Raw genomic sequence first — 26,016 nt, 5'->3', positions numbered from 1 at the left:
TCAAATTAACAAAGATATAATGAATCTTTTGGAAAGAAGTTTAATAAGATACCAACGGAAGTAAATTTTCAAAGGTGATAAAAGTTTTCTTTTTTAAAAAAAATATGTGGGGGACAACAAAATGAAAAAATATTCTAAAGAAGGCTATGGTAGCTACTTATTTCATGAAGGTACCTATTTTCAAAGCTATCAAATGCTAGGAGCACACCTGGTAGAGGAAGAAATGAAGAAGGGAGTAAGGTTTACTGTATGGGGACCAAATGCTAAAGAGATAAAGGTAGTGGGGGATTTTAATAGGTGGAAGGGCAAGAAGCATGCCATGAAAAGGATAGAAGATTCCTCCCTCTGGACACTTTTTATAGAAGGCCTAGAAAAGGGGGATTTATATAAATATGAAGTGCATACTGATGAGGGTGAAATGATTTTAAAGAGTGATCCCTATGGTTTTTATGCAGAGTTAAGGCCTAATACAGCTTCCGTGGTATATCCATTAGAAGGATACAACTGGGGGGATGCGGTATGGCAAAGGGATAAATCCAAGAAAAATCACCTAAAACATCCTATGATTATCTATGAAGTGCACCTAGGTTCCTGGAAACGAAAAGAAAATGGTGATTTTTATTCTTATACTGAAATAGCTGATGAACTGGCTGAGTATGTTTGTGATATGGGTTATACCCATGTGGAGTTTATGCCAGTGATGGAACATCCCTTTGATGGGTCTTGGGGATACCAAACAGTAGGTTATTATGCGGTTACTAGCCGTTATGGTGCCCCCCATGATTTCATGTATTTAGTAGATAGACTTCATCAAAAAGGTATCGGTGTTATTTTAGATTGGGTACCAGGGCATTTTTGTAAGGATCAACATGGATTAATTCAGTTTGATGGTAAATGTTTGTATGAATATGAGGATTTTAAAACAGCAAACAACAAAGACTGGGGCACTTTAAACTTTGATTTAGGAAAGCCAGAAGTTCAAAGCTTTTTAATATCCAATGCCTTGTTCTGGCTGGATATCTATCATATTGATGGATTAAGGGTAGATGCGGTAGCCAATATGTTGTACTTAGACTATGGGAAAAACCAAGGGGAGTGGAGTCCAAATTTCTATGGTGGAAGAGAAAATCTAGAAGCAGTAGAATTTATCAAAAAGTTAAACAAAACAGTATTTGCATATTTCCCCAATGCCCTTATGATGGCGGAAGAATCTACACAGTGGCCTTTAGTAACTGCTCCCCCTTACATAGGGGGATTGGGATTTAATTATAAATGGAACATGGGATGGATGAACGATACACTGCGTTATATGGAAATGGATCCTATTCATAGAAAGTGGCATCATCATGCCCTTACTTTTTCATTAGTATATGCATTTTCTGAAAATTTCCTTTTGCCTCTATCTCATGATGAGGTAGTACATGGTAAGAAGTCATTAATCAACAAAATACCAGGAGATTACTGGCAGAAGTTTGCTGCCCTAAGATGCTACTATGGCTATATGATGGGGCATCCTGGAAAGAAATTAATGTTTATGGGGGCTGAGTTTGGTCAGTTTATCGAGTGGGATTTTAGGAAAAGTTTAGATTGGGTGTTATTAAATTATGATATGCATAATAAACTTAAATATTATGTAAAAGATCTTTTGAAATTCTATAGAAAAGAAAAAAGTCTCTGGCAACAAGATCATACGATCGAAGGCTTTCAATGGATTGATCCCCACGATTATAGTCAAAGTGTTATTACTTTTATGAGAAAAACGAAGGAAAGCTTTATAATTATTCTCTGTAATTTCACACCGATACCAAGGTGCAACTATAGAATTGGCGTTCCTGTAGGGGGAGTATATAAAGAAGTTTTCAATAGTGATTTAGAAATTTATGGTGGATCGGGGGTGATAAACAAAGAAGTGCTGCGGTCTGATAATAAAAAGTGGCATAACCAAGCCTATTCCTTGGAGGTAGAAGTACCACCTTTGGCTACGGTATTTATTAAACTGTTAAAGGAGGATATCAAGGAAAGGAACTCTGAAATAGGAAGAGAAAGCACCTATAGATAAATGTTTTTAAATTTGCGTCTTAATATCAAGGCTTTATGGTTTGCAGATGTAGCTCTTGGCATATTAAGATTCATAGACCTGTATCTAACGTGCTAGACAGTTTAAGGAGGGGGATTTCGTGAAACAAGAATGTGTTGCTATGCTTTTAGCAGGAGGTCAAGGCAGCAGATTAGGTATATTAACAGAAAACATAGCAAAGCCAGCCATACCCTTTGGAGGAAAGTACAGAATTATTGATTTTACACTAAGCAATTGTTCGAATTCAGGGATTGATACCCTAGGGGTTTTAACGCAATATGAACCGTTGATTTTAAATGCTTATATAGGTGTGGGGAGCCCTTGGGATTTAGATAAACAAGGGGGAGGCGTAACCCTATTACCTCCTTATGTTAGAAGTGATGGAGGCGACTGGTACAGAGGAACAGCTAATGCGGTTTATCAAAATATAGGATATATCGATAGCTACAATCCTAAATACGTCATGATACTATCAGGGGATCATATTTATAAAATGGATTATTCTTTTATGCTGAAGGAGCATAAAAGAAATAATGCTGATGCTACGATTTCCGTTATTGAAGTACCGTGGGAAGAAACTCATAGATTTGGTATTATGAATACCAATGAAAAAGGAAGAATTATAGAGTTTCAAGAAAAGCCAAAGAAAGCTATTAGCAACTTAGCCTCCATGGGGGTATACATTTTTAACTGGAAAAAGTTGAAGAAACATTTAATAGAGGATGAAGGGGATAAGAAGTCGCAAAATGATTTCGGCAAAAATATTATACCTAAAATGCTAAGGGAAGGAGAAAAACTTTATGCTTATCCCTTTGGTGGTTACTGGAAGGACGTAGGAACGATAGAAAGCTTTTGGCAGGCCAACATGGATTTACTTTTACATAAATCCCCATTGAACATTTTTGATAAAAACTGGATGGTTTATTCTGTAAATGTAAGTCAGCCTCCTCAATATATTGCTGCTTCTGGAAGTCTGCGTAATGCTCTGGTGACAGATGGGTGCCAAATATTTGGAGAAATTCATAATACAGTTGTTTTTACAGGAGCTTATATAGGAGAGGGGACTGTTATAAAAGATTCAGTGATTATGGCCAATGCCTATATTGGGGCGGGGGTTAGCATTGAAAAAGCAATCATTGGAGAAGATGCTATGATAGAGGATGATGTAATCATTGGTATAGGCAGCAGTCAAGAAAAGAAGATTACTGTTATAGGACAAAAAATTCATATCGCTAAAGGTACACATATTGATGCTGGAGCACATATTAGTAAAGACAACTGTTCCATGCTAAAACCTAAAAATATGATGGCAAAAGAGGGGGCATAGTCTATGGAAAATGTTATGGGGCTTATTAATGATGTTAAAGTGAAAAGAGACTTAAAAGAAATTGTGAAGCAAAGGTCAACGGCAGCTGTGCCCTTCGGGGGAAGGTATAGAATGGTTGATTTTGTATTATCGAACATGACAAACTGCGGAATAAAAAATATAGGCATTTTTACCCAACATAATAGTAGATCTCTTATAGGGCATGTTCACACAGGAAAAGACTGGGGCCTTTGCAGCAAGAAAGATGGCCTTTTTATTTTACCTCCTGTATTTCAAGAAGGTTATTCTCATAAAAACACGGGGGACATTCATCATTTTTATAGTCATGTAGATTATCTGAGAAGGAGTAAACAGGATTATATCTTAATAAGTAGTAGCAACATGCTTTATAAGTTAAATTATAAAAAAATAAAGGAGTATTATGAAAGAAAGAATGCAGATATAGTCATTCTCTACAAAAATTACAGAGAAAATTTGAAGTCTTCTAGGTTTTTAGCGCTAAAGGTAAACCAACAGAATAGAATCACAGATATCACGATAAATAAAAGAAAGAGTATAAATGATGCCATTGCACTGGAAACTGCCTTTATGAAAAAGTCTTTATTTTTAGAGATAATAGAAGACTGTATTTTAAAAGGCTACAGCAATTTTGTAAAGGATGGGATCATTAAAAATATTTATAAATACAGTATGTATGGCTATCCCTATGAAGGTTATGCAGCCAACATAGATTGTGTGGGCAGTTATTATCAACATAGTATGGATTTGCTCACTTCAGAGGTTTGGAAGGAGTTGTTTTTAAAAGAAGGTCCTATACGAACTAGAATAAATGATGAAGCTCCTGCTAAGTATACAAAAACCTGTGAAGTAAAAAATTCCTTGGTGACAGAAGGATGTATTATTGAAGGAAAGGTGATAAATAGTATTCTTTTTAGAGGTGTAAAGGTCCATAAAAATGCAGTGATAAGAAATAGTATTGTCATGCAAAAAAATGAAATAGAGGAAAATGCTATCGTGGAAAATGCTATTTTAGATAAAGGCGTAAGAATTACAGCAGGAAAGGTAATAAAGGGTGAAGAAAAAAGACCTATTCTTATAGGAAAAACACAGGTTATATAATGGAGGGGGAAACAGTAAAATGAAGATTCTCTTTGCCTCATCAGAGGCGGTACCCTTTGCAAAAACAGGGGGATTGGGAGATGTAGTAGGTTCTTTACCATTAGCCCTACAGGGGAAAGACATAGATGTGCGGGTAGTCATACCGAAATATAAGACTATAGCAGAGAAATATAGGAAACAGATGAGATGGATAAAAAGCATCAGGGTACCCGTAGGATGGCGTAATCAATTTTGTGGCATTGAGACTTTGGAATATAGAGGTATTACCTTTTATTTTATAGATAATGAGTATTACTTTAAACGGGAAGGTCAGCCTTATGAATATTATGGACACTATGATGATGGAGAGCGGTATGCTTTTTTCTGTAGAAGTATATTAGAGATCTTACCTCATATTGATTTTAAGCCGGATATCCTTCATTGTCATGATTGGCAAACAGGAATGGTGAGTGCGCTTCTAAAAGCACACTATAGCCAAAACTCCTTTTATGAAAATATAAAGACGGTATTTACAATCCATAATTTAAAGTATCAAGGATTATTTCCCCACGGGGTATTGGGAGACCTGTTGGGACTAGGAAAAGAGTACTTTACCCAAGAAGGTGTAGAGTATTACTATAATGTTAGTTATATGAAAGGAGGCTTAAACTTTTCTGATTATATAACAACGGTTAGTCCTACCTATGCTGAAGAAATTCAACATCCTTATTACGGGGAAGGTTTGGAGGGGGTGCTGTTTGCTAAAAGGCATCAATTAATGGGAATTATTAATGGAATAGATACTGAGGAGTACCATCCAGAAACCGATGACTACCTTTTTGAAAGATATACGATAGAAACCATAGAAAATAAGGTAATGAATAAATTAAAGCTACAGAAAAAACTACATTTGCCTATAAATAAAGCAGTTCCTATGATGGCGATTGTTTCAAGGTTGGTGGAGCAAAAAGGGCTGGACTTAGTAGAGTATGTTTTAGAGGAAATATTACAGCTTGATTTACAGTTAGTGATCTTAGGAACAGGAGATAACAAGTATCATCAGATCTTTAGCAATATGGCCAGAAAGCATCCTGATAAAGTAAGTGCTAATATATTTTTTGATAATACAGTGGCCCATCAAATTTATGGAGCTTCTGATTTGTTTTTAATGCCTTCCTTGTTTGAACCCTGTGGTCTAGGACAATTAATCGCATTACATTACGGTAGCATTCCGATTGTTAGGGAAACGGGGGGGCTAAAGGATACTGTCCAGTCTTATAATGAAGAGACAAAGGAAGGAAATGGGTTTAGTTTTACCAATTATAATGCTCATGATATGTTATATACCATAAAAAGAGCTGTTGGGTTTTATCATAATAGGGAAGTATGGGGCAGGTTAATAGAAAATGCCATGAAAACTGATGTTAGCTGGAAAACTTCAGCAGATAAATATAAAGCCTTATATAGGCAGTTGTTAAATCAATAAGTCGGGGGTAAAAAATGAGAAAAAGAGAAATTGAAGTAGAGGAGATTAAGAATGCAATAGAGTTAAAGCTAGAAACCCTCTTTGGCAGAAATTTAAAGAATGCCTCCAAGTCTCAATTATATAAGGCAGTGGCTACCGCCTTAAGGGATGATATTATGAGGAGCTGGGCTTATTCTAAAGAAAAGGTTTTAGAAGAAAACGGTAAAGAACTTTATTATTTGTCTATGGAGTTTTTGATGGGGCGTTTCTTCCATAACAATTTAACCAATCTTATGCTAGAGGAAAAGGCAGAGGTTGCATGTAATGAACTAGGCATAGACCTAAAGGAAATTAAAGAGATAGAGCCAGATGCAGGACTAGGAAATGGAGGATTAGGCAGATTAGCTGCTTGCTTTTTAGATTCTTTAGCAACTTTAGGGCTATCTGGTCATGGAAATGGTATACGCTATGAATACGGCTTGTTTAAACAAAAAATCATTGATGGTTATCAAGTAGAAATGCCAGATCCTTGGTTGGAGGATGGCAATGTATGGGAGGTTGCAAAACCAGAAGAGCCTGAAATGGTGTACTTTGGAGGAACTGTTGAAAAAAATATGGAAAACGGGAGATTGACGATCCTACAAAAAAATTGTCAGTGTGTTAAGGCAATCCCTTATGATGTTCCTATTGTAGGCTATAAGTCTAATGTGATAAATACGTTAAGACTTTGGGGGGCAAGGGCTTTAAAACCCTTGGATATGGGACTGTTTGGAAAAGGACAGTATGTAGATGCATTGGCGGAGAAGGAATTAGCTGAGGTGATTTCTAAGGTTTTATATCCAGAGGATAATCATGAAGAAGGACGACATTTAAGATTAAAACAACAGTACTTTTTCATTTCCGCTAGCATACAAAGCATTGTAAGAAAATTTAAGAAGATAGGGAATAAGATACAAGATCTACACAAAAAAACAGTGATTCATATTAATGATACCCATCCTACCTTAGCGATTCCTGAGCTTATGAGGATTTTAATAGATCAAGAAGGTCTAGATTGGGAGAAGGCTTGGGGGATTACTACACAAACCTTTGCCTATACCAATCATACTACTTTACCAGAGGCACTGGAAAAATGGCCTGAGGAGCTAATTAAACAACTTTTGCCTAGAATTTATGATATTATCCATGAAATCAATGAACGGTTTTGTAGGGATTTGTGGGAAAAATATCCTGGTCAGTGGGAAAAAATTAGCAAAATGGCGATTATATCCTATGGAGAAATTCATATGGCAAAACTGTGCATTGTGGGTTCCTTTTCCATCAATGGTGTAGCAAAGCTTCATAGTGAGATATTAAAAAGGGATATCTTTAAAGATTTCTATGAAATTTATCCCAGTAAATTTATAAATATCACCAATGGCGTTACCCATAGAAGATTTTTGTTAAGGGCGAATCCAGACTTAGCAGATGCTATTACTGCAAAGATTGGCGATGGTTGGATTACAGACTCCTTTCAATTAAAGAGATTAGAAACTTCATGTGAGGATGCAGGATTTCAAGAGGAAATCTGTAGGGTAAGGCAGAAGAACAAAGAAGAACTAGCAAAGTATATTTTAGATACGACAAAGATCAAAGTAGATCTGCATTCAATTTTTGATGTACAGGTGAAGCGTTTACATGAGTATAAAAGACAGTTATTAAATGTGTTGCATATTATGTATCTCTATAACCAACTGCTAGATCATCCTAATCAGGATATGCACCCTAAAACCTTTATTTTTGCTGCTAAAGCAGCACCAGGATACCATAAGGCAAAGCTCATTATTAAACTGATTCATTCGGTGGCGGATAAAATTAACAATGATAGAAGTATTTATAATAAATTAAAACTTATTTTTTTAGAAAATTATAGAGTGTCTCTGGCGGAAAAGATTATTCCAGCCGCAGATATTAGTAAACAAATTTCTACTGCAGGAAAAGAAGCTTCAGGAACCGGGAATATGAAATTTATGTTAAATGGTACATTAACAGTAGGAACTTTAGATGGAGCGAATATTGAAATGAATGAGCAGGTAGGGCCTGAGAATATCTTTATTTTTGGGTCGACGGCAGAAGAAATTGAAAATTGCAGAAAAGAAAAGAGCTATTATCCTCATGAAATCTATAAGAAAAATGATGATATAAAACGGGTAGTAGACCAACTGATCAATGGATTCATAGAACCAGAGCATCCTGACATCTTTAGGGAAATCTATCATGATTTACTCTATGGCCATGGAGGCGTAGCAGATCCATACTTTATTCTAAAGGACTTTGCCTCCTATTGTCATATTAATAAGCAGGCAGAGGAAACCTACAAAAATCCTAAAAACTGGTGGAAAAAATCTATTATTAATATCGCCAATGCAGGATATTTTTCTAGTGATAGGACCATAGAGGAGTACAATGAAAAGATATGGAAGCTGAAAAAACACGATTTTTAAAATAGAAAGCAGGTGATCCTATGAAACACCTTGAAGCCTTCCATGATTCTCATGAAAATTTTTATCGCAGCCCCTTTGGGGCTGTTGTTTGTAATCAGGAAATTGTTATAAGAATAAAAATAGACAGCCTTGAAGAGCTAAAAAAGGTTTATATAAAATCCTTGAATAGTAGAGGTGAAGAAGAACTTTATCCTATGTCCTGTCATCAAGAGATAGAAGGCATAAAAATTTATCAGGCAAAAATAGTAGCACCTTCTTTTCCCTGTCTATTACATTATTTTTTTGTCATAGAAACAGTAGCAAAAAACTATTATTATGGCAATAATGAAGAAAGTCTAGGGGGAAAAGGCCTACTAAAGGAGGAAGAACCTTTTACGTATCAAATAACCGTCTATAAAGAAGAGGCTTTTGTACCCTCATGGTTTAAAGAAGGGATTATTTATCAGATTTTTCCTGATAGGTTTTACAGAGAGGGTTATCAACAAGAACTGTTGGAAATAAAGAAAAATTCTTTTATTTATGGTAGTTGGGGGGATACCCCCATGTACATTAGAGAAAAAGACAGTAATGAAATCCTAAGGTGGGATTTTTTTGGCGGAAACTTATTGGGCATTATAAAAAAGCTACCTTATTTAAAAGAACTAGGGATTAGTGTGATTTATTTAAATCCTATTTTTATATCTCCCAGCAATCACCGTTATGATATTTCTGATTATAAAACCATTGATCCTTTGTTAGGAAACAATAGGCTCTTTAAAGAACTATGTACAGCAGCAGAGGCAATGGGAATAGCTATTGTATTAGATGGGGTATTTAGTCATACAGGAAGTGACAGTATTTATTTTAATAAAGAAGGTAACTACCCTACATTAGGGGCTTATCAAAGTGAAGAATCACCCTATTATTCATGGTATCGGTTTTATGAATTTCCACATAGCTATGATTGTTGGTGGGGAATTAGCAATATGCCTAATGTTAATGAAATGGAAAAATCTTATATAGATTTTATTATAGACAAAGAAGATAGTGTTTTAAAATACTGGATGAATCTAGGGGCAAAGGGATGGCGATTGGATGTGGCAGATGAATTACCGGATGCCTTTATTAAAAAGTTTAAAAAGGTAATGAGGGAAGTAGATCAAGATGCGGTTTTGATTGGTGAAGTGTGGGAGGATGCCTCCAATAAAGTAAGTTATGGAGAAAAAAGAGAATATTTGCTAGGGGAAGAACTGGATTCTGTTATGAACTATCCTTTTCGAGAAGCATTGGTGAATTTTTTTACAGAAAAAATTTCAGTGGAATATTTCAATAGAAGGTTAATGTCCCTTTATGAAAACTATCCCAAAGCCTATTTCTACAGCATGATGAATTTAATAGGAAGTCATGATGTACCTAGAATTTTAACTTTATTGGGTGAACAAGTTGTAGACCATCAATTAACCCAAGGAGAAAGAGAAAAACAAAAGCTTAATGCAAAAGAAAGGGGATTAGCAGTAAGAAGATTAAAGCTTTTAGTTTTATTTCAGATGACCTTTCCTGGTGTTCCTTCCATTTATTATGGTGATGAAGTGGGGATGGAGGGGTTAGAAGATCCATTAAATAGAGGAACTTATCCATGGGGTAGGGGAGATGAAGATTTATTGCAGTGGTATAAAAAAATCATTTCTCTTCGTAATGGAAATGATGTATTCAAAAGCGGTGAATGGCTACCTCTTTATAGTTGTGAAAACATTTATGGTTTTATAAGAAAAAACCATGATCAGGAAAGTGTAATTTTGTTTAATAGAAGTAGAAAAGAGGAAAGTGCAGTGTCCATAGATATAGGCAGCAAAATAGAGAGTAATCATATGAAGGATGTGCTTTATCATGATGAAAAAATTTATATAAAAAACAGAAACATGAAGATTACTTTAAAGCCTTTGGAGGGTAAAATATTTATTGGTGATAAAAACTAAGCCAGCCTTCTTCTAAGAAAGAGGGCTGACCCTTCTATTGATACATGTAATGCATCGTCTTTAAGCTTCAAATGTTTTATAAGCTTCTTTTTTAGCGCCACAGATAGGACATTGATCAGGTAGGCCATCTGTAGTTGTATGACCGCATATATTACAGACATGAACATCACCTATATTCATATCTTGACCTTGACGAGCTACATCTTGTGCAGCCTTGAAAAGGGTAGCATGAACCTTTTCTGCTTCTAAAGCATAATGAAAGGCTCTTTCTGCTCCTTTCTCATTTTGAAAACGGGCAGTTTCTAAATAAACAGGATACATTTGTTCTATTTCATGAAGTTCTCCATCAATACCACCTTGAAGATTTTCTACAGTATTCCCTATACCAAAAATAGCACCTGCAGGTACAGTAAAATCACCTTTTTGCTCCTTTAATTCTCTAAAATGATTGTCGGCATGTGCATATTCTGCATAGGCGATGGCTCTAAAAAGTCTACCTATGTTAGGCATTTTTTCTTTGTCTGCCACATCAGCCCAAATAAGATAACGCATATGCGCCATACTTTCCCCACCATAGGCGGATCTTAGAAAATCTGCTGTCATTGCATTTTGTAGTGCCATAATAAAAAGCCTCCTTATCAATCGATTTCTACTAGACTTGTAAAATTTAAGTTGATTTATAGTTATGATTATTGTCTAAACTTTATTGATTTATTCAAAAGAAGGAGTCTGTTTTAAATTGATCCTCGAAGTAAATATGGCTGCAATTAGGAGGCATATTTACTTCTCCTAATTGCAGCCGTATTTTATGGTGAAACTACAGACCTTATATCTATTCTATAGGGATAAATCCTGCATCAATAAAGCCTCCATTTTATTATAATCTACCTGGGTAGGATTCGATTGGTCTTGAAACTCACTATGATCATGGCGATTCCAGTTTTTAATCTGTTGGCTATAATTAATGCCAGCAATTTGTGTGTTTTTCCAAACCTTTTCCATCTCACTTTTTGTATAATCGGTGGTATTTGCTAAAGGTATTGAGACTGTTTGGGTATATAAATCATTACCAATTTTCATCATATAGATATATTGATTGGTTAATTGGCTGTAATCATAGGATTTCGTCTCATCGTCTTTAGCAAACTGGTTGATAGCAGCAAGGTCATATTCTGTGATTATCCTATAGATTTCTATCCCTCCCACTGTGGTAGAGGCTATATCAACAGTTGCAAGTCCTATCCTTACTTCATCTCTCTCCAGTAGATTTTTCACATATTCTTTGATGCTATCCTCAAGATTTCTAGTATCAAAGCCTGCCATCATGATTAGGTTCATATTATTGCCTGTTTGATAGGCAGAAACACTTTCTTGATTACCCATTGGTGCATAATAGTATTTATCATAGTAATCATAGTAACTATAGTAGCCATAACCACCACTATAGAAATTATCGTAGGTATGCCATTTTCTAGTTAAAGTAGCTTTAAAATTATATTTTTTTGTTTTTATCTCTTTTGCAGCATTCCAATCTATTAAATCAGTAGGATCTAAGATTTTATCTAAGTATTGGCTACGCTGATTTGTTAATCTAAAGGATTTTAACATGGTTTCAAAGGCTTCATTGGTATTCGGTTCCTTGTACTTTTTATCGGAGATGGTAGCAACAATACGATACTTATAACCGTTTCCTATAACATACAAGGTATCTACCACATAAGGATTGTTGGAAACCGTATTGTATTTGACTTTTACACGATAGCCTTCTACATCGCCTAAAGTAACTTTTTCTGTTAATAGGATTTCATAGACCTTTTCATTATAGTTTTGTTGTAGCTGATCTATTTCCTGTTGTCCCCAATCTTCAATGGTCTCATGGGGAAGAGCAGAGCTTACTAAACTTACAGAGATCCCTTCTCTAAAGGGTTGATAGGACTCGGGGGTTGTTTCGTATTCTTGAGCTTCTTCACTGCCATAAATCTCTTCATGGCTATAGACAGCAGTAAATTGCTGTACCCTTGCATTAGAGATTCCTTCTTCTTTCCAATAAGGATTTACCGTGATTTCCCAACCATAGCTGGTATTTTCGTACAATCTGGGTTCACTGACGGAATCTGATAATTCCTTAATATAAGGGTTAGTTTCGTCATAGTTTAGTATAAAGGAGGAAGCTAACTTGCTAAACATTTCAGGATTTTCTCTATAGTACTTTCCCTCCATATGTATTTCTAGATTATAAATATAGTCATTCTTAATATAAATGCGATTTTCGATATAAGAACTAAACTCTTCAGCCGCATCATCTACCAAATAATAATCATAGAAGGGGTCCATTTTTACAATACGAATATATTTCTCTCCATGCTCATCCTGTTGGATATTAAAAGTAAATTCTTTTTGTGAGAAATACCAATAATAGTTAAAATCGTTGGCATTCATTTGTTTACTATATAAAATATCTTCCAAGCTGTATTTTTGTTCATTTTTAGTGACTTCTAAGGATACTTGGGATTTATAACTATCAGTATACATATTAAAATAGTTTACTCTATCGGATTTGTAGACAATTGCATCATCTGGTAAATGCATAGACCATTTAAAAATGCGACTGCCTACTTCTGTCTTCATTCGATCCTTCATGTTGGAAAAGACTTCATATAAATCAATGACCCCATCATCTTCTAGGGCATAGGCGAAAGAAGAGATGGAAGATATAAAAATAGATAAACAAAGCATTAGAATCACAGTAGATTTTTTATGTTTCAATGATTTCAACTCCATTCCCATAATATTCTCTTAAGGACGTTCCTTCAAGATGATTTTGATATCAAAAGATTCTCCTTGCCTAGAAAAAGTCAATGTTACTTCATCACCGGGCAGATGTTTTTTTAATATTTCATTGTAAGCGGCTATAGAAGAGGTTCTTATGCCATCAATTGCCTCCAACATATCTCCCTCCTGCACCTCACTAGAAGACACTACAGCGTCATTTCTTAAAGTAACAACCCTAAGGCCTTGGGTTGTTGGAATCCCCAACATTGCTGCCCAGTTTTCTTCAAACTGTATTCCTGTATAGCATCTTTTTATTCTACCAAATTGTTTATAGTGATCTAAAAAGTAAGAGACATTTTCCACAGGAATGGCAAAATTCATACCAGAATAAAACATATAACCTAAGGTGTTGATGCCGACAAGTTTTCCCTCCATATTTACAAGGGGTCCACCGCTATTACCAGGATTAATAGAAGCATCTGTTTGAAGATAGGTATACATTTGATCTACAGGACGGTTTAACCCGCTGATGATACCTCTGCTGGCACTGTTTCGATAACTAAAATAGAGGGGTGTGCCTATAGCAATAACCGTATTACCAACCTTGACATTTTCAACATTTTCCAATGCAATGGGCTTTAGGTTATCTCTATTGATTTTAATTAGGGCTAAATCAATCTCCTCATCATTGTATAGGAGTTGAGCTTTATAGGCTTTACCATCATACATTACAACGTAAATTTCCTCCATATCCGTTACCACGTGATTATTGGTAATAATTTGTCCATTAGAGGAAACAATTACGCCAGAACCGTGTTGAAGGTTGTTGGGCATTTTTGAGTAGATGTAGTCTTGTTGTCTGTAGGTTTTATTTTTTCCAATAACAGCCACGACAGATTGATTGATTTCATCAACTAGTTTTGCAATTTGCGTATCTTCCTTCTCTTGTTCCATCACTTCTTCAATAATATTTCTAACCAATGCTTCAACGCTTTGTTGGTCAGTTGCAGGAGAAGCTTCTGCGAAGACAGGAAGTGCTTGGGTAAAGGTAATAACAATCATCATAACCAGTACAGTGATTTTTTTCAAAAAAATACCTCCTCTAGAAAATAGTAAAAAATGTATGTTAAAAGACACATATACTTAAAATCTATACCAATATAAGGAAAAAGTCAAGTAATCTCTTTACCAATAATGCCTTGAAGGTAATGATATAAAAAAGACCCGTAGCGAGGGGGACGCTATGGGCCTTTAAAAATGGTTTTATTATAAGCCTGCAGCTGCAGATTTACCAGCTAATCTACCAAATACAATTAAATCTGTTAAAGCATTTCCACCTAATCTATTGCCACCGTGAACACCACCAGTTACTTCACCTGCAGCATATAAACCAGAGATTGAGTTACCTTCACTATCTAATACTTGTCCTAAGGTATCTATTCTTAAACCACCCATAGTATGATGGACGGCAGGACCTACTTCAATAGCATAAAATTTACTGTTTTCAAGAGCCCTTGGCATATCAGCTCTACCGAAATCTTTGTCATCGCCTGCAGCCACATAACTGTTATAAGTTTCCACTGTAGCTGCCAAGTTTTCTGCATTCATTCCTAAAGCTTCTGCCAGTTCTTCGATGCTGTCAGCTTCAGTAGTAAAGCCTTGACGAATATATCCTTCGATTGCACTTAAACTTTCTCTAATACCTTCATCAAAGAATAAGAAGGCAGTTTGTTCTTCTTGCTCCAATGTAGCTTCAGAAACGACATCTCTTGTTTCTAACTCGTTTACAAAACGTTCACCATCTCGATTGATTAAAATAGCGCCATTACCTCTTACAGCTTCAGTAATCATATAACCATTGCTTGGGACTACAGTAGGATGTGTTTGGATTTCAACCATATCCACAAGGCCAGCGCCAACAGCTACAGCCATGGTAATACCATCGCCAGTTGCTCCTGAGTGGTTGGTGGTACCAAAACCATCTAAAGCTGCATCATATTCTGTAACCATTGTTGTATTTGCTCCAAAACCGCCAGTAGCTACAACAACAGCTGAAGCTTCAATTGTGAATTCATTGTTATTTTTATCTTTAGCAATAATTCCTTTTATTTCTTCATCTTCAACAAGGATTTCTAAAGCTGTTGTTTCAGTTAAGATTTCTATACCTTTTTCTTCAGCAGCTTCTCTTAATACTTGAACAACATGAGCACCTACAGGGGCACCACCAGTAGGTCTATGGGATCTATCCTGGCTTGCTCCAGCCATCCTCCCAACGTCACTTAGGTCAGCGCCTAGTTCGATTAACCATTCAACAGCGTCAGCTGCTTGCTCTGTCAGCACCTCTACTAATGCAGGATCGTTCTTCTCATAACCACCCTTCATCGTATCTTCATAATGAGATGCCGCGCTATCTTCGATACCTAATGCAGCTTGTGAAGAAGTACCGGCCGCATTTAAACCACCAGTAGCTCTAAGGGTATTACCACCTACCATAGGCATTTTTTCAACAACAATAACTTCTTTACCAGCATCTTTTGCTTCAATAGCAGCAGATAAACCAGCACCACCAGAACCAATAATAACCACATCTGTTGATCTGTTGGTAATAATATCAGAAGCAGTTTCCCCTGATTCTTGGCTTGAACATCCAATAAAAGCTGTTAGAATAAGTGTAAGTACAAGAATCAGGGAAATAGTTTTAAACGATTTTTTCATATAAATAGCCTCCTTGTTTGTATATTAATTAACGAAATTAATACTATCATAATCAGGGAGGAATGTTAACTTTTAGTTAATTTTGTTAATTTTGTTCATATTGTTCATGAATACGATACTAAAATGCATTTCCTTAGTTAAGGGGAATCGTAGATTTTGTATATTAAAATTCGCGTTTAAAGGCATCTACCTATCGTTAACTACTTTTTATAAATATACAGGTGTTGAGGTCGGCCGACGGTGCCATAAAGGACTTCTACTTCCGTTTCACCTAGTTCAGTTAGGTATTCTAAATATCTTCTGACGGTAACACGGGTTAAGCCTAGAGCCTCAGCAACTTCTTGTGCAGACTTAGGGATTGTTTCCTTTAGCATATAATTTCTAATCTTTTCCATGGTTTTTTCTTGTATGCCCTTATCATAGGTAGGATTTAGGACATCTTTTTTGCCAAAAATTAATTTATCAATATCTTCTTGATTAACCTCTTCTTTTTGAATAAAACTAGATTTTCTCGCTTTATAATCCTCCAGCGCTGCTTTAAATCGATGTAGTTCAAAGGGCTTCACCAAATAATCTATAACCCCCCATTTGAAGGCTTCTTCTATACTAGGTACATCTTTTGCAGCAGTTACTAAAATGATATCTACATCTAGCTCGTCTTTTCTAATTCTTCTCAGTAGTTTTAAGCCATCTATTTTAGGCATATAAATGTCCAAAATAACTAAATGAGGATTTAGAGACTTTATAAGCTGTAGAGCCACCTCGCCGTTGGAGGCGATGCCCACCACTTGAAACCCACTTACTGTATCAACGAACTTTTTGTTAATTTCTGCAACCATTGGATCATCTTCCACAATTAAAACGCTTAGCATGATTCACCTCTACATTTTAGGAATTTTTACTAAAAAATGTGTACCTTGAGACAATGACGATTTAACCTTAATACTTCCGTTTAAATTATCTACACTTTGTTTTACTAGGTATAAACCAATACCTCTTCCATCACTTTTCGTTGTAAGGCCTTTTTTAAAAATGGAAGGTTGATTGGCAGTTATATTTAGAATAAACTTTTCAGCGGCTATATAATCTTTTAATTGAAGGAATCCCAGAATAAAATGAAGCTTATTCATAAATTCATGAGTAGTAGCCCTTAAGGAATCTACTAACATTTTAAACCCTGTTAATTCTTCTGCTAAAGCTGTTATTTCACTTTTATCGCGAAATGTAGTAATGACCCCAGGATATTCTCTTCATTAATAACAGGGAGGATATTCATCATAATATTTGTTCCACAGATACTCTCTAAATTAGTAACGAGGATAAACTCACTGCAATGAAATCGAACCTTGTTCAATTCTATTATAGTATATGCTATATGGCTATGCACCATTTAAGTTTGCAGCACATAATATATTAGGAAAAAGGAGGAATGCCTATGGGATGGCTAGATTCGAAAAATGCAACATGTTTGCCTTTAATTATTGCATTGTTATCTATTTTCACCTCTAAAACCACCAGTCCTGAAAAGTTATCTATTATAGGCGGGTGGATAGCTGTATTCGGAGACACATTGCAGGCTTTAGCGGATACACAGGAATTTATAGAAGAGAGAGAGAAAGAACGCTGTAAAATTCAAAAAGAAATTGACGAATTACAGAAAAGATTAGATAAACTTAAATAAATTTAATTTCATGCTACCTTCCGAGAAGGATTTGGACAAACATTGTAGAAAATAATGTATATTAAGTTTTTTTACTTTAAATGGGTTTAGTTGAATAAATTGACAAGAAATTTTTAGAGTATGATAATAGAATTATAAAAGTTTAAAACATTATGAAAGCAAGGAAGTGAAAAAATGAAAAAAAGCACTTCATATACAATCCTTATTGTTGATGATAACGAAAATAATTTATTCACACTAAGAAGTCTTATTGAAGAGTACATAGATGCTACGGTGATTGAAGCAACTTGTGGTGCAAAAGCCCTTCAGGAATTATTGAGGAGCAATGTAGATTTAATTATTTTAGATGTTCAAATGGAGGAGATGGACGGATTTGAAATAGCTTCCTTAATAAAACAAAGAAAAAAAACGAAGGATATTCCTATCGTATTTTTAACCGCCTCTTATATTGGAGAAGAATGTAAAAAAAGGGGATTTAAGGTTGGTGGCGTTGACTACTTAACAAAACCTATTGATGAATATCAACTGATCAATAGAATTAATGTATATCTTAAACTCATAGAAAAAGAAAGAAATATGAATATTATTTTAGAAGAAAAGGTAAGGGAACAAACAAAAGAATTAAGAGAAGCAAAAGAAGAAGCTGAAGTAGCAAACCAAACAAAGAGTGCTTTTTTAGCCAACATATCCCATGAATTTAAAACACCTTTAAACATTATCATGAGCACAATTCAAATGCTTAAGCTGTACCTGGAAAAGGACGAAGAATTAGATAGGAAAAAAATAAAAAAGAAAATTGATATGCAGCTGCAAAATTGTTACCGCTTATTAAGATTGGTAAATAACTTAATTGACATTACCAAAATTGATTCGGGAGATTTTAAGATTTTTAAAAACAAATGTAATATTGTTGAAATTGTAGAAGTGATTACCTTGTCTGTTGCAGAATACATAGAAAACAAAGGGATTTCTCTAAGTTTTGATACAGATGTAGAAGAAAAAATTATTCAATGCGATTTAGATGCCATGGAACGGATTTTATTAAATCTTTTATCCAATGCTATTAAGTTTACGCCTATAGGTGGAACGATTGGTGTTACAATAAGAAGTCTTAAGGAAGGAATAGCCATTTCGGTAAAGGACACAGGTATAGGGATTCCAGAAGATAAACTTGATCTTATTTTTCAGAGATTTAAGCAAACGGATGAGTTATTGACGAGGAGACATGAGGGAAGCGGTATAGGCTTGAGTCTTGTGAAATCTTTGGTGGAAATGCAGGGAGGTAGGATTCATGTAGAAAGTCAATACAATAAGGGAACCAGGTTTACCATAGAACTACCAACGCAGCTAGAAGATGAAAAAAGTATAGAAGAAAAAGTATATGGTTATGAGCCTTACAAAGGTGTTATTGATAAAATACATGTAGAGTTCTCTGATATTTATTCTTTAGACGTAACTTCATAGAGATGTTTTAGAGAGGAAGGAGAAAAAATGGAGGGTTTAAACAGTTTTAATATACGAAACAGACTAACATTTGCTTTTGCCACCTGTATGATTGTGTTTCTCAGCTTTGGTATCTTTACCATCCTACAAATCCATCGTTTAACCGATGTAACCCAAAAAATCTATGAAGATCCATTGAAAGTCTCTAATGCAGCCATCGAAGCAAGAGTAGATATCATTAAAGTACAAAAGGCATTGAGGGATTTGGTGTTATCAGAGAATAAAGAAGAAATTGACGAGATCGTAGAAAATATAAAAGTACTTGAAATAAAGATCATCGATAGTTTGGAAAAAATTACACAGCAATCTAAAACAGAAGAGAACCGTATCCTTTTAGAAGAGGTCAGAAAAACTTTTTTAAGGTGGCAAAACGACTATAGGGAAATCGTTGATTTGATTTTGGCAGAGGCCTCGGGTGAAGCATTAGATATTGTAAAAGAGTATAATCATCAGTATGTATCTCAAATAGAGGAAAGTTTAATGTTTATTGATAGTAATGCACAAAATTTAGCCAATGCTTTCATTCAAGAAGGGAATGAAATTGAAAAGCATTTGAGGTTTTTGCTTATTCTATTTATGACTATTTTAGGAAGTTTTTTACTAATATTCTTTATATTAATTATTCGAAGCATTATTAGTCCAATAGTGATGTTAAAAACTTCAATGGAACACAGCATTGCTACAGGAAGATTGACAAAAGTTCAGCTGCAGGGAAAAAATGAAATGACGGAGATAGCAACTTTTTATAACATGCTTATCCAAAGATTAAAGGACCAGTTTTGGGTAAAAGACAGTCAAAATGCATTAAATAGAGAAATGTCGGGGATTATGGATTTGGATGCATTGGCGCAGAAGGTCCTAAACTTTCTAGCACGAAGATTAGAAGCAGGTAAAGGGGTTTTATATCTCTATGATAATCCAACAGAAACCCTTTATGCACAAACTTTTTTTGCTTGCACAGAGAAGCAACAGCGTTGCAGGAAATATCAATTAGGAGAAAGTATTGTTGGACAAGTTGCGCTTGATAGGAAGCCTATTCTTTTGAAGGATATTCATAGAGAAGAAGATTATATCGTTACAGGGATGATGGAGGAAGCGCCCCTCTGTATCTATGCCTTTCCTTTAATTTATCAAGGTGAGCTCTATGGAGTAATAGAATTAGGATTTTTTAAAGCATTTGACGCCTTAAAAGAGGAATTTTTAAAAAAAGCAGGGGTAATGATTGCCATCCATCTCAATGCGGTAGTACAAAACCAAAGAATTAGGGATTTGCTGCAGTTTTCAGAAGAGGCGCAAAAAGAAGCAAAGAACACAGCCTATGAACTCCAAAAAGCCAATGCCGTGCTAGAGGAGCAGCAGTATACATTACAACAGCAGACGGCACAATTGCAGCAGACAAATGCAGAGTTAGAGGAGCAACAACAATTGCTTCAACAGCAGAGTGAAGAGCTTCAACAAACGAATGTACAATTAGAGGAGCATCAACAACTATTGGAACAAAAATCAACGATTTTAAATAGAAGAAATCAAGAGCTGCAAAAATCACAGGAAATGTTATTGAAACACTCCAAAGCCTTAGAAGAGGCGAATAAGTACAAAACAGAGTTCTTAGCAAATATGTCCCATGAGCTTCGCACGCCTTTAAATTCCGTCATTTTATTGTCAAGACTTCTTATGAAAGATGAGGGAATTGGTTTGCAGGAGAAACAGCTGGAAAGAGTAGAAGTGATTTATCATTCTGGACAAGAACTACTAAGACTGATTAATGATATTTTAGATTTATCGAAAATTGAAGCTGGCAAAATGAATATTCATAGAAAAAAGTTTCATTCTAAGGATTTAGTAAGAGAACTTAGAAGATTGTTCGAAGGAATGCTGGCAGAAAAAAAGCTTCAATTTACCATACAAGATAAAATAGATGATGTGCTCATTGGCGATTGTGAAAAAATATCACAGATTCTGCGAAATTTTATATCAAATGCCCTGAAATTTACTGAACGAGGCGAGGTTACTTTAAAGATGATGGAGGATGAGGAAAATGGGATGGTTTTTTCAGTAACAGATACAGGGATAGGTATAGCCTCTGATAATCTTTCGAAGATTTTTGAAGCTTTTCAGCAAGAAGATGGATCCATATCTAGAAAGTTTGGGGGAACTGGTTTGGGGCTGTCTATTTCTAAAAAGTTAGCAGAACTTATGGGAGGAGAAATAAAGGTAAACAGTAAAGTAGGAGAAGGAAGTACCTTTTCTTTATACTTGAAGAATATTATGGTTGCAGATAAAGAGAAACCACTATATCAGCAAAATAAAGAAACTGCTGAGGAATGTGGAGCCACTGTGGATGAAATAAGCTCTGATGAAGTTTGTTACAAAACTATTTTGATTATTGAAGACGACGAAAATTTTGCGGGTTATATAAAAACAATTATTGATAAAAGAGGTTTCAAAACTTTGGTTGCCAGCACCGGTGAAGAGGGACTTGTCTATGCAAAAGAATATGTGGTTGATGGCATTATTTTAGACCTAGTGCTGCCAGATATAAGTGGTATGGAGGTTTTAAGGGAGCTAAAGAGTATCTCAGAACTAAAGCATATTCCAGTACATATTATTTCTGCTTGGAAAAAACATCATACCCCAGAGAAGATGGGGGCAATTGGTTATCAAGAAAAACCGCTAAATGAAGAGAATATTATCGATATACTTTCAAAAATTACGGCCTTTGGAGAAAAAGAGAAGGAAAGCCATTATTTGACGCCGAAGACAAATAAGGACCACACACTGCGGTTACAGGGGAAAAAAATTATGATCGTAGATGATGATCCTAAGAACATCTTTGTTTTAGCAGCTGCTCTTGAAGATTATGGCGGAGAAATATTAGAAGCAGATCATGGAGAAACTGCCTTGAAAAAGTTAAGAGAAGAAAAGGTAGACTTGATTTTAATGGATATTATGATGCCTAAAATGGATGGCTTTGAGGCTATCAAAGCAATTCGTCAGAATGAAGCGTTAAGCGATATTCCTATCATTGCTATTACGGCAAAGTCTTTAAAGGGAGATCAGGAAAAATGCATAGAGGCGGGGGCAAATGATTATATCTCTAAGCCTGTTGACTATGAGGTCTTGATTCAACTGGTAAAGGCTTGGATTAATAAGTAATAGTAAAGGAGAAACCTCCATGACTATAAATATCTATTATGATGAAGAGGAAATCAAACAAATGGTGATTGTAGGAGAGTTAGCTACAAAGGAAGAAATCATGAAATTTTTAGGACATATTGAAGAAAGGCAGGAAAGAATACATATCACTTTTTTTGACGCCAATATGCTTCCAAAAAAAATTGTCAAAAAATTGTATGATTTTCAAAGAAATCATTATTGCAAAATTTATGTTTTGAAGTCGTATCTATATTCCTACTTATATAAATTAGGAATTTGTTGTTACTATATTGCCAGAAAGTTTATAGATAGTAACAAGACAATAGATGGTAAGCTAGAAGAGATGGAATCTTTAGTCGAGGAGGAAGTAAACATTTTTTTAAAGGAAATACATTTGTGTTATGGTTATGATTTTACCCAATACCAGATAGAGAGCATAATGAGAAGAATCAAAATATGCATGATAAAGGAGAATATAAGAAATTTCCAGCAGTTTAAAGGAATTGTGTTAAACAATGAAGATTTGTTTGAAGAATTATTTATTGCTTTTTCTATTAACACGACAGAGTTTTTTAGAGATCCTGAGGTTTTTGAAACCATAAGGACTGAAATATTGCCGCAACTAAATGAATTGAGTTATATCAAAATATGGTGCGCAGGCTGCTCTACCGGACAGGAACCCTATTCCCTTGCTATTTTGCTGGATGAGCTGGGAATATTGGATAAAACGCAAATATATGCTACAGATATCAATCCTTATGTTATTGAAGAAGCTAAGAATGGTCTTTACCCCATACAAACCTTAGAAAGATCTATAGAAAATTATAGGAAAACAGGGGCAAAGAAAAGTTTTGTTACTTATATAAAACGAAAGGAGGATTATTTGGAGCTAGATGAACGATTGAAAAAAAGCATTTTGTTTTTTCAGCATAGTCTAGTTGGAAGCGGCATATTGAATGAATTTCAGCTGATTCTTTGTAGAAATGTGCTAATCTATTTGCAGAATAACCTACAAAAAAAGATCTTAAAGGTTTTATATTACTCTTTAGACAAAGAGGGATTTTTGATCCTAGGAAAAAGTGAAGGAATACTATCCAATGGAGGAAGTGACTTTTTTTATAGTAAACAGAAGAACAGTAAAATTTTTAAATGCAAAGAAAAGTAGTTATTAGAAAGGGACAGAGGCGAAAAATTGGCTTTTGTCCTTTTTGGTGTTACACATTTGAGCCTATAGCCATAGAAGTCCATAGCTATGAACCTCCTATACTAAGGATTATAGATATAGAATATATGCCATATATTAAAATCCAATGATAAGGATATATGCATGTTAATGAAAATTCACCAGAATTTACAGGTGCATAAATTTGTAAAGATCAGGAGGATTTATAAGAAATATGTCTAATTATTATTAAAAAGAAATTTAGTTGCTTTCGAAGCAAATGGATTGGGAGGAAAGTTTTTGAGAAAACCTATTGCTATTATTTTATTAAGTATCGTACTTCTAGCTAGTTTGACATTGGGTTTTATCTTTAAACCTTTAACATTGTTGGAGCGTTTGAACCATCGGTTTTTTAGGGAGGGCGATAAAACCACAATCATAGATAGAAACGCTCCTGATATAAAAAAAGTTGAAGGGTTAGATAGCATCATTGCTCAAATGCAAAAAAAGGATTTGATTGGAGAGGCAGGCTTTTATCAACAGTTATATATGCAAAAAAGTCTTAAGCAGGAAATAAGGAGTTTTGACTTAGATAAAGGAGAAAAGGCAAAGTCGATTCCTGTACTAATGTATCACCATTTGTTGCCTAAAAACGAAGAAGCCTTTAAAGACAATAAAACGGTAGTAACGGTAGAAAATTTTGAAAAACAAATGAAAACCCTTTATAAAAACGGGTATCATACCATCACGTTGGAGGAGTTAGAAGCATTTTTGCTGGGGAATTTAGATTTACCTAAAAAAACAGTAGCAATCACCTTTGACGATGGCTATTTAAGCAATATTGAATACGCCTATCCTATCTTAAAGCAATATGGATTTAAAGCCAGTATTTTTGCAATTACCCATGAAATTACAGAGGAATCAGAAGCGTTTGATCCTACAATTTTACAATATATTAGTTGGAGGGATATGACCAATACCCTTGATGTTTTTACCTATGACAATCATACACATGATTTGCATCAATTAGAAGAAGAAAAGGGTTATCTCATCACCAAGTCTATGGAGGAAGTGACGGAGGATTTGATGATCAATCTGCAGCTAACGAGAAGCCCTTATTTTGCGTATCCCTATGGAGACTATAACAGTGATACGCTTCAAATTTTAGAAACGCTGGGTATAGGAATGGCTTTTACGATCAATCGTGGTTCAGTAAAACCGGGAGATGATTTGCTGCAATTAAATCGATATGGTATTTTCCGAAACACCAGCACATGGAGATTCAGGAGAATGATTGGCCTATGGTAAAAAATTTGCTAAAAGTGTTATCAAGGAAGGAAGATAAAAATGAGAAAGAGCAACATGGCAGAATCGACAAAGTTTCCCATCGCCCTATTTAATGGAACAGTGGCAACCACCAACGGCCTTTATAAAATAAGCGATATTTCCACGAATGAGGCAAAGGCATTAATTAGAGAGCATGGACATATATCTGCAATAGGGCATGAAGCAACAGCTGAAGTGATGTCGGAGATATTAGAGGCAAAAATTGAAATGAACCGCATACAATTTCAACAAGAGGTAGGGCAAAAAGCTATTGTATTAAAACTAAATGTAAGACCGGCGGAAGGCGTCATCTTAAGCCGCCAAGAGATTGAAGCAATAGGTTATTGTTTTAAACTCATGGAAAGATTAGCATAAGAAAGGGCTTAAAAGGCTAAAAGGTTTTAGGAGGGAGAGCAATGAAAGATCAAATAGAAGTGTATATAAAAAACTTTGTTAAGGAATACCCTGATAAAAAAGGTACAACAATAAAATGGCAAGAACCTCTAATAGCCTATGGGGCTGCAAAAAATCCTATGTTTCATAAGCTTAAGGAGGTTATAACGCCTTCTCACGCATTGCCTACGGATTTTTTACAGGATGCAGAGACAGTGATTGCCTATTTTCTCCCCTTCGAAGAAGTAGTTGTTAAGAGCAATAGCAATGAAAGAGAAAGCTCAGAACTTTGGGGAAGAGCCTATGTAGAAACGAATCAGTTGATTTTCGATTTAAATAGCTATCTTTATGATATGATCGGAACATTGGGTTACAAATCCACGATTCTTCCTGCTACCCATAATTTTGATCAGCAGCTGTTAATTAGTGAATGGTCCCATAGGCATGTTGCTTATATAGCAGGTCTGGGAAAATTCGGTATTAATCATATGTTGATCACTGAAAAAGGCTGTTGTGGTAGAATTGGCAGTGTCGTAACCAACTTAAAAATAGAGGTTACAGAAATACAAGAAGAAGAATTTTGTTTGTATAAAGCAAAGGGGATTTGTGGGAAATGTGTAAAAAATTGTGTTAACGATGCCTTAAAAATAGATGGATTTGATAGGCATAGATGTTATGAGATGTGCCTATATAACGATAAGCTACTAACGGATATAAGGCTTGCTGATGTATGCGGGAAGTGCATGGTAGGAATCCCTTGTTCTTATACGAATCCAATGAAGAAATAATAAAGAAAAAGATGTTACTAGCATATACACATAGTAGCATCTTTTCATTTTTATGAAATTTTACTGGAAAAATATAAAATAATAGCGTAGATCCACCAAAATAGGGATAATATAA

Annotated in this window: 19 protein-coding genes; 13 read left to right on the top strand and 6 right to left on the bottom strand. The window is 35.1% G+C overall.

Annotated elements, in window-relative coordinates:
* The first annotated feature begins 121 nt into the window (after positions 1–121).
* The 6 genes from glgB to BJL90_RS02305 all read left to right on the top strand — a co-directional run bounded on the left by glgB (position 122) and on the right by BJL90_RS02305 (position 10,405).
* Positions 122–2,059, top strand: a complete 1,938-nt coding sequence (gene glgB, locus BJL90_RS02330) for a 1,4-alpha-glucan branching protein GlgB (RefSeq protein ID WP_070963927.1) — start codon at positions 122–124, stop codon at positions 2,057–2,059.
* 118 nt (positions 2,060–2,177) lie between these two features.
* Positions 2,178–3,404 (top strand): glucose-1-phosphate adenylyltransferase, encoded by a 1,227-nt coding sequence (locus tag BJL90_RS02325; RefSeq protein WP_070963925.1) that lies wholly within the window; start codon positions 2,178–2,180, stop codon positions 3,402–3,404.
* 3 nt (positions 3,405–3,407) lie between these two features.
* A complete protein-coding gene (glgD, locus tag BJL90_RS02320; RefSeq protein WP_070963923.1) occupies positions 3,408–4,523 on the top strand; it encodes a glucose-1-phosphate adenylyltransferase subunit GlgD in 1,116 nt (371 codons plus the stop codon).
* 19 nt (positions 4,524–4,542) lie between these two features.
* The gene (gene glgA / locus BJL90_RS02315) at positions 4,543–5,988 is read left to right on the top strand and encodes a glycogen synthase GlgA (RefSeq protein ID WP_070963921.1); all 1,446 of its coding nucleotides are present in this window, start codon (positions 4,543–4,545) and stop codon (positions 5,986–5,988) included.
* 14 nt (positions 5,989–6,002) lie between these two features.
* Positions 6,003–8,450 (top strand): glycogen/starch/alpha-glucan phosphorylase, encoded by a 2,448-nt coding sequence (locus BJL90_RS02310; protein WP_070963920.1) that lies wholly within the window; start codon positions 6,003–6,005, stop codon positions 8,448–8,450.
* A 20-nt stretch (positions 8,451–8,470) separates the two neighbouring features.
* Entirely contained in the window at positions 8,471–10,405 is a 1,935-nt protein-coding gene (locus BJL90_RS02305) for a glycoside hydrolase family 13 protein (RefSeq protein WP_070963918.1), read from the top strand.
* A 60-nt stretch (positions 10,406–10,465) separates the two neighbouring features.
* Here BJL90_RS02305 and BJL90_RS02300 read toward each other — a convergent pair whose 3' ends face one another.
* The 6 genes from BJL90_RS02300 to BJL90_RS23120 form a co-directional block, all read right to left on the bottom strand.
* Positions 10,466–11,026, bottom strand: a complete 561-nt coding sequence (locus BJL90_RS02300; RefSeq protein WP_070963916.1) for a rubrerythrin family protein — start codon at positions 11,024–11,026, stop codon at positions 10,466–10,468.
* A gap of 216 nt (positions 11,027–11,242) precedes the next feature.
* On the bottom strand, positions 11,243–13,171 hold the full coding sequence (locus tag BJL90_RS02295) for a hypothetical protein (RefSeq protein WP_156778690.1): 1,929 nt from the start codon (positions 13,169–13,171) through the stop codon (positions 11,243–11,245).
* A 30-nt stretch (positions 13,172–13,201) separates the two neighbouring features.
* The gene (locus tag BJL90_RS02290; RefSeq protein WP_070963913.1) at positions 13,202–14,266 is read right to left on the bottom strand and encodes a S1C family serine protease; all 1,065 of its coding nucleotides are present in this window, start codon (positions 14,264–14,266) and stop codon (positions 13,202–13,204) included.
* A 177-nt stretch (positions 14,267–14,443) separates the two neighbouring features.
* The gene (locus BJL90_RS02285; protein ID WP_070963911.1) at positions 14,444–15,892 is read right to left on the bottom strand and encodes a flavocytochrome c; all 1,449 of its coding nucleotides are present in this window, start codon (positions 15,890–15,892) and stop codon (positions 14,444–14,446) included.
* Positions 15,893–16,092: 200 nt separating this feature from the next.
* Entirely contained in the window at positions 16,093–16,764 is a 672-nt protein-coding gene (locus BJL90_RS02280; RefSeq protein ID WP_070963909.1) for a response regulator, read from the bottom strand.
* 9 nt (positions 16,765–16,773) lie between these two features.
* Positions 16,774–17,061, bottom strand: coding sequence for an ATP-binding protein (locus BJL90_RS23120; protein ID WP_070963907.1), 288 nt, complete (start codon positions 17,059–17,061; stop codon positions 16,774–16,776).
* Positions 17,062–17,327: 266 nt separating this feature from the next.
* On the opposite strand from BJL90_RS23120, the gene BJL90_RS02270 reads away from it, so the two are divergent.
* The 7 genes from BJL90_RS02270 (at position 17,328) to BJL90_RS02240 (ending at position 25,901) form a co-directional block, all read left to right on the top strand.
* On the top strand, positions 17,328–17,573 hold the full coding sequence (locus BJL90_RS02270) for a hypothetical protein (RefSeq protein ID WP_070963905.1): 246 nt from the start codon (positions 17,328–17,330) through the stop codon (positions 17,571–17,573).
* A gap of 174 nt (positions 17,574–17,747) precedes the next feature.
* Positions 17,748–19,037: a hybrid sensor histidine kinase/response regulator gene (locus BJL90_RS02265; RefSeq protein WP_070963903.1), complete on the top strand. Its 1,290-nt coding sequence runs from the start codon at positions 17,748–17,750 to the stop codon at positions 19,035–19,037.
* Between the two features lie 27 nt (positions 19,038–19,064).
* Positions 19,065–22,232 (top strand): response regulator, encoded by a 3,168-nt coding sequence (locus BJL90_RS02260; RefSeq protein WP_070963901.1) that lies wholly within the window; start codon positions 19,065–19,067, stop codon positions 22,230–22,232.
* 19 nt (positions 22,233–22,251) lie between these two features.
* Positions 22,252–23,397: a CheR family methyltransferase gene (locus BJL90_RS02255; RefSeq protein ID WP_081562190.1), complete on the top strand. Its 1,146-nt coding sequence runs from the start codon at positions 22,252–22,254 to the stop codon at positions 23,395–23,397.
* Positions 23,398–23,694: 297 nt separating this feature from the next.
* Entirely contained in the window at positions 23,695–24,702 is a 1,008-nt protein-coding gene (locus BJL90_RS02250; RefSeq protein WP_070963900.1) for a polysaccharide deacetylase family protein, read from the top strand.
* Positions 24,703–24,741: 39 nt separating this feature from the next.
* The gene (locus BJL90_RS02245; protein WP_236905009.1) at positions 24,742–25,095 is read left to right on the top strand and encodes a YddF family protein; all 354 of its coding nucleotides are present in this window, start codon (positions 24,742–24,744) and stop codon (positions 25,093–25,095) included.
* Between the two features lie 41 nt (positions 25,096–25,136).
* The gene (locus tag BJL90_RS02240) at positions 25,137–25,901 is read left to right on the top strand and encodes a (Fe-S)-binding protein (RefSeq protein ID WP_070963898.1); all 765 of its coding nucleotides are present in this window, start codon (positions 25,137–25,139) and stop codon (positions 25,899–25,901) included.
* The last annotated feature ends 115 nt before the right edge of the window (positions 25,902–26,016 follow it).

Source organism: Clostridium formicaceticum, assembly GCF_001854185.1.
Lineage (GTDB): Bacteria > Bacillota > Clostridia > Peptostreptococcales > Natronincolaceae > Andreesenella > Andreesenella formicacetica.
This window is presented reverse-complemented; position numbering and strand designations above follow the sequence as displayed.